This is a genomic window from Nostoc sp. (assembly GCF_036916655.1).
Classification (GTDB): Bacteria; Cyanobacteriota; Cyanobacteriia; order Cyanobacteriales; family Nostocaceae; genus Nostoc.
Genome location: NZ_JBALFY010000041.1, coordinates 36,626 through 43,372, shown reverse-complemented (window position 1 = coordinate 43,372; position 6,747 = coordinate 36,626). Strand labels below are relative to the sequence as shown.

Annotated in this window: 4 protein-coding genes and 1 pseudogene; 1 reads left to right on the top strand and 4 read right to left on the bottom strand. The window is 41.3% G+C overall.

Annotated elements, in window-relative coordinates; translation table 11 throughout:
* Positions 1 to 118: 118 nt before the first annotated feature.
* Both V7L31_RS11530 and V7L31_RS11525 read right to left on the bottom strand, forming a co-directional pair.
* Positions 119 to 217: pseudogene (locus V7L31_RS11530) on the bottom strand (transposase); the annotation flags it as partial.
* Positions 218 to 505: 288 nt separating this feature from the next.
* Positions 506 to 904, bottom strand: coding sequence for a DUF6335 family protein (locus V7L31_RS11525; protein WP_334696344.1), 399 nt, complete (start codon positions 902 to 904; stop codon positions 506 to 508).
* Positions 905 to 1,214: 310 nt separating this feature from the next.
* Between V7L31_RS11525 and V7L31_RS11520 the strand changes: the two genes are divergently transcribed.
* A complete protein-coding gene (locus V7L31_RS11520) occupies positions 1,215 to 2,312 on the top strand; it encodes a DJ-1/PfpI/YhbO family deglycase/protease (RefSeq protein WP_334696343.1) in 1,098 nt (365 codons plus the stop codon).
* Positions 2,313 to 2,423: 111 nt separating this feature from the next.
* On the opposite strand, the gene V7L31_RS11515 is transcribed toward V7L31_RS11520, so the two are convergent.
* Both V7L31_RS11515 and pabB read right to left on the bottom strand, forming a co-directional pair.
* Positions 2,424 to 4,202, bottom strand: a complete 1,779-nt coding sequence (locus V7L31_RS11515; RefSeq protein WP_334696342.1) for an iron uptake porin — start codon at positions 4,200 to 4,202, stop codon at positions 2,424 to 2,426.
* A gap of 381 nt (positions 4,203 to 4,583) precedes the next feature.
* Complete coding sequence (gene pabB, locus V7L31_RS11510) at positions 4,584 to 6,722, bottom strand: aminodeoxychorismate synthase component I (RefSeq protein WP_334696341.1); 2,139 nt, start codon at positions 6,720 to 6,722, stop codon at positions 4,584 to 4,586.
* Positions 6,723 to 6,747 lie beyond the last annotated feature (25 nt).

Below are 6,747 nucleotides of genomic sequence, written 5' to 3'. Positions count from 1 at the left end.
TATAATACTTGCTTGAAGAAAATGATAGCCTCTTACTATTTCAATGTCCCAAAATTTAAAATAAAACAACCCCAAATTATACCACAAAATATTTACGCAAGAGTTCTAACCAAAGTCTTGTGCGGGGATGTCCGCCTAACTTAGCCGGTGGAATTAGAGGAGCAAGGATTTCCCACTCCATATCATTTAAGTCCGTCGGATAAGACTTTCGTGTCATGAGCAAGTATGTAAATACACTACATAGAAAGTATCCTATTGTTGTAAGAACTCTTTTGTATTCCCCTTTAGATTTACTTTATAAATAGCCTCTAACTTCTTTATCTCAAGCAAGTAAAGTTACTCAGTTTCAGTAGACCGAAAAGTTTTGCGATGCCTTCTCTACGAGACGCACTCGCGTTCGGCGGGCGTAGCCATCGCCAAAGAATAGTAGCCTGTGATACACTTTTTTAGTTATCTGATCGTTTTTGATAATCCTCGTAAATTGGCAGAGGTATTAGTAGCAAGCTTATTCTCGGCGGTTTTGATAATCTTCAGAAGACTTTGGATCTAACTCCCAGCGATCGCCATCACGTTGCTCTAAAATATCGTTGGTATGGAGAAACTCAGAGTCATCCATTTCTAGCCCCACTGCTGTTTCTAGCTCCTCAGTGACGTTTTGATCGGGAGTGGCAGTACTACCACCAACAGCCTCATCCCCAACGGCATCTGCATCTTGCCAATAAGCATCAACATCCCCACCAGTGAGTTCAGGACTAGTTTCTGTATATTCGTCTCTTTCTGCTTTGATTGAGCGCCCGCCAATATTGTATCCCGGCAAGTCTTTCACGCCAGTTCCGTAAGATTCGGTAATTTCTTGTGGCAAATCTTCGGTTTTAATTTTGTCAGGATGATTTTTTTCTGCCATGATAATACCTCTTTTGTGCATTCTTACAATAACGTTTTCCTGTCACTATTTTGTCTAACTAGAGATGTATAGCTGACAAAATAATCTATCCCCTAGGAACGAAGCTAAACTAGCGATCGCCTCATAAGATTGTATATGTAAATTCATGGTCAAGCAACTTGTAGTTGAAATTTTTAGTTATGAGTTAAGAATTATAAAACTGAAATTATTCAGTTGCTAAATTCTCGCTCATAACTATTTTTTGAAATTGCCTACCTAAATGCTAAACAACAAAATATTCAATACTAGAAATAAATAGGTAATACCATCAATGACTGACAATAATAATCATTCCGGCAAGAAAAAAGTTGCAATCCTCATTGAACAGGCGGTAGAGGATGCAGAATTTACAGTTCCTTATAATGGACTAAAACAAGCAGGAATCGAGGTCGTAGTGCTTGGTTCCCGCATGAATGAAAAATATAAGGGTAAACGCGGCAAACTTAGTGTTCAAGCTGATGGTACTACAACGGAAGCGATCGCAGCCGAATATGATGCCGTAGTGATTCCGGGCGGTATGGCTCCCGATAAAATGCGACGGAACCCGAATACAGTAAGATTCGTACAAGAGGCGATACAGCAAGGAAAGTTGGTCGCTGCGGTTTGCCACGGCCCACAAGTTTTGATTGAAAGCGACTTGCTCAAAGGTAAAAAAGTCACTGGGTTTATTGCTATTGCCAAAGACATTATTAACGCTGGTGCAAATTATTTAGATCAGCCTTTGGTCGTTGACGGTAATTTAATTACATCTCGTGAACCTGGAGATTTAGCAATTTTCACCACCGCTATTTTGAGCCGTTTAGGCTATGGTGGTAAAGATGCTGCATTGCCAAATGAAGAAGACACAAGTGCTGAATGGTGGAAACTCGCTGATGCTTGGGGTGGCTCAACTAAAGGTGATATTGGCAGAGGTTTAAATACCGCCCTTACTGGTGAACGTTATTCACTAGAAGCACTGAATAAGTACTTGGAAAAGGAATCAGATAACGAAGTAAAATTACTCTTTCAAGAGATAATTGCTCATAAACAACGCCACATTGAAAAACTGGAAACCTATCTTCAGTATCTAGGTGAGAAACCCTCTTTAGGGTCAAATATTGCTAATCAGTATGCCAAGGTGAAAACTGCTTTAACAGGAAGTGATGACATCTATCAATTACGTTCCGCTTTGGGGGATGTGCAAACGGGTATTGGCGATATTGGTAATTTGTCGGCGATGTTCACCGACCCAGCTGCAACTGCTATTTTCAAAGAAATTTATCAGGATTTATTGAAATCCGAAAAGCGATTAGTAGAGTTGTATCGGGCGCGGATAAGCGCTCAGATTCAGCCTCCTAAGCCGACTACAGGGGCAGCTATCTCAGCCTAACAAATTGTAGAGGTGAAATTGCGGTTCGTGATCCAGTGAAGTTAGTGGTGTTCAGATCCCCGACTTCTTCAAGAAGTCGGGGATCTAGCAGCCCCGCATTAATAGGACACTTTAGAAGGTGAAGGTAGTTCTCAGCGTACCAATGATTGCATCATCGTTAGCACTGTTTTGACCAGGAGAAGTTAACCAGATAACACCAGGCGTAATTGAGATGTTATCTGACACGCGATACTTGTAGAAGCCTTCAAAGTGATAAGGTATATCATTACCAGTACCAGCAAAACCTGGTCGGTTAAAAGAATAGGGTTCTGCACCTGCAAACAGGCCCAATACGTTACCTTTTTTACCGAAGTCAGGTAAGGCTACCCCAAGACCGTAGCTCCAAGCTTCATAATCATCATTAGCACCAACGCCTCTGACATCGTGGTAAGAAACGAAGCCACTAATTGACAGTTTGTCGCTAGGTCTGAAGGCTGCTTCTATACCATAAGAATTACTGGAAGATGCGTTTAGGAGGGTGTTAGCTTGATTAGTACCTACAACGCGGGCAGTACTACCCAAACCACCACCTAAATCGAATAAATTACCACCTCCAGCACCATTATACCCGTGAACGTAGGTAGCAGCGATCGCCAAGCGATCGCCAATACTAAAGTTCAACTGTCCAAGAGCTGCATAGTTGCCTTCAAACAAACCTTGATTTGCACCAGGATTATTAGCATTTGACGCCAAGTAGCCTATAGTCAGTGAACTTGGTTTAAAAAAGCTGCCACCCTTACCAAAGGGTAAAGTTAGTGCTGCACCAGCACCACCACCAATACGATAGATGGGACTTTCAGAAGCAAAGGTAGACAAAGCCCCATTACCGCCATCATAGTCCTCAAAGTAAGGGTTGTTAGTGGCTACATAATCGCTATGAATACCTCCGGTGGCTGCCAAGTAAACTTGGGCTGGGCCGATGGGTACGTAATACGCCAGCCAGTCTATATTGACACTGTTATTGTTGCTTCCACCGTTGAGTTGAAATGTTTGTGTACCTTCAGCAGTATTGATAGCACCGCCACCATTCCCTACTTGATTAAAGGCTAGTGCATTACCAGCGGCAAGACGGGTGTGTAAAACGTCTTTACCCGTGAAGCTGGTTTGCAAGTCTAAACGTACCCTATCCTGAAAGACAGTATTATTAGCATTGCCGGTATTACCGCCAAATATATCAGTCACGGCAAAAACAGCTTCACCTACCAATTTTGTGGTAGTAGAAAACTGATGTGCCTCCAGTTGGGCAGTCCGTGTTTCTAGAGAATCTACTCGACCACGCAGAGTTGCTAATTCTGCCGAGAATTCCTCTTGCAAACGCTGGAGAGTAGCCAAATCCTGTTTTGTCACCAAGTCAGCGGTGGCTGTGGCAATCAGTTCATTAACCCGATCTAAACAAGCATTCAAACCTGCGGCAAACTCATAACGAGTCAGTGCCCGATTGCCACGATAAGTAGAGTTTGGGTATCCGGCTATACAACCGTATCGTTCAACTAAGGATTGTAAAGCTTGGAATGCCCAGTCAGTCGGCTGTACATCAGAAAACTGAGAAACTGATGTAACTTGAGACAGTGAATTCTGGTTTTTGCCTTCGGTGGTGTAGCGATTAACTTCTTCTAAAACTTTATTATCATCAGTCTTTTGGGCAAACAACTGCTGATTAACTTTTGGTTGCTCTGTTTGAATGAATATTGGAGTACCAGAAGCTATTGGTGCTTCTGTTTGAGCTGCTTTTGCCTTTGTATCTTCAGAAGAACTTGCTACTGAAGTAGCTATAGCTCTAGCGGAAACCAATACCGTTACTCCCAAAACTACTGGACTTAGTACCAGAGTTTTCCACAATAGATGAGACATTTTATATTTTCCTTTCCCAAAAAATAACCGAAATCAGTTGGTTCAAGAAAAAGAGAATAAGCGATTATTCTACTTGTTTAGAAATCTTATCAGATTGCTGTTACCTCAGCTATATCTAATCAAATTTTCCCTGATGAAGAATCGTAAAGTATTGCACATGGCTTGTTGATCTCAGGTTGAGTTTATCGGGGATTTTTGCTCGATTTTGTGCAATTTTATAGACTTTAGCTTCTTGTTAAAAACAGGATTTTATGATAAACACTACCCAGGAGTCAGAATTTATCAGAAATATACAATAATTAGTATATTGATTCATCAAACATTCTTCTTATTCTTTAACTATTTTGACTCCTGAATTCTGACTCCTGAATTCTTATTTTTTCAAGCAGTTAATTTTTCATAAATATCAGAGGTTCCATACATTGTCAAAACCATAGCGTCGATTAAAGCTTTGGCTTTTAGCAGCGTTTCCTGAAACTCCATCTCCGCCTCAGAAAGGGCTATAATTCCGCCACCGATACCAATTGAGGTTTGATCGGGAGTCAAAACAGCAGTCCGAATCACAATATTCAAATCGGCTGAACCATTTAAGCCTAAAAAGCCGATCGCACCTGAATACACGCCTCGCGCCTCTTGTTCTAAGCGATCGATAATTTGCATGGTGCGGATTTTGGGCGCACCAGTCATCGATCCTCCGGGAAATGCAGCCTGTATGCAATCCACCGCTTGTAAATCTGAACGTAACCGCCCGCGTACCGTTGTCACTAACTGATGTACTGTTGGGTATGTTTCCACATCCATTAATTTTGGTACGTGAATGCTACCAATTTTACAGACTCGCCCCAAATCATTGCGTAACAGATCCACAATCATCAGATTTTCAGCCCGATCTTTTTCGCTGTTGCGTAGCTTCTCACGGAGGACAAAATCGGCTTCAGGGGTTTCTCCACGTGGTAGGGTTCCCTTGATGGGCTTAGTTTCTACCCAACCTTGGCGATCGATGTGTAGAAACCGTTCTGGAGATGAACAGGCGATCGCTACGCTGGCCGCAGGCATCGCAATTTCACCAAAGCGTAAAAATGCAGAATAAGGAGCCGGATTGATTTTACGTAATGTGCGATAGAACGTCAATGGATCGGGAGTTGCATCGGTGTAAAGCTGATTAGTCAGGCAAACTTGATAGGTTTCACCTTCGTGAATTTCGCCCAAGCATTGGCGAATATCTTGGATATAATTTTCATAACTGCGACTCAAACGGAACTTAAGTGGCTGACAATTTTCTTGGGGTACAAGGGGAGAAAGAGGATTTAAAGTTGTGAGTTGTTGTTGGATAGTATCAAACCAAGTTTCTACCTGTTCTGTTTGTCCTTTTTTAATTAATTGCAGCAAATAAATACACTGTTCTTGATGATCGATAGCAATCATGCGATCGGCAAGTAAGAAAATTGCATCGGGTAATGGTGAAGAATGCACCAATGAAGATCCACATTCAGCCTTAAGTTCATAGCCAAAATAGCCAACAAATCCACAGTTGAAATCAAAAGGTAACTCATCAGATTGACAAAATCGGCAGTTTATTTCTCGCTTCAAATACTCAAAAATACTTTCGGTGCGACGAGTCACTGTATCTGACTGGGTGATGATGATATCTTGCGTTTGGGTATGGTATCGCACCAATAAACTGTTTACCCCACTTCCATCACCCATAAACGAGAAGCGAGATAGACCAAGTTCCACACGGCTGCTATCTAGCCAAAAAGCGTTCGGTGCATTCTCAAATAACTGTATAAATATTTGTTCTGTATTTGGGCAGATATCTAACTTGCGCGTATATAATTCAAATTTATCTTCCTGTTTTTGGTATGGTTTATCCATAACAGGAGTAACAGATTCATATCCAATCCAATACTGTTTTTCTAGAGTTGTTGACGATTTTTTGGGAAATTGCAGCGTTATATCCCGAAAGTTTGCTAGTAATCTTTGCCCATATTCTGTACAAATAGACTCTGGGTGAAACTGCACACCCCAAAAAGGTAAATGCCGATGACGCAATCCCATCACCAATCCTTCTTCAGTCCAAGCAATTTTTTCTAAACACTCAGGTAGTTCATCAGCAACTAACAACGAGTGATAACGCACCACAGAAAACTGATTAGGAATGCCTTGAAATAATTTTGAATTATTATGATAAATTTTACTGAGTCTACCGTGTCTAACTTCCGGTGCATGAATCACTCTTGCACCATGTAGGTAGCCAAGTCCTTGATGTCCTAGACAAACTCCCAATAAGGGCACATCTACATTCTCAATTATTTGCCGACAGACTCCAAAATCTTCTGATCTCTCTGGACGACCGGGGCCAGGTGAAATCACAATGTTGTCAAATGCAATTTCTTTCAATTCATCCCAGTTAAGCTGATCGTTATAAATTACTAGAGGTAGTTCCCCATTTACTTCGGCAATCATCTGGTAAAGATTAAAGGTATAAGAGTCATAGTTATCAATAATTAAGGTTTGCATATATAGTCAATTAGCTAGCACATAT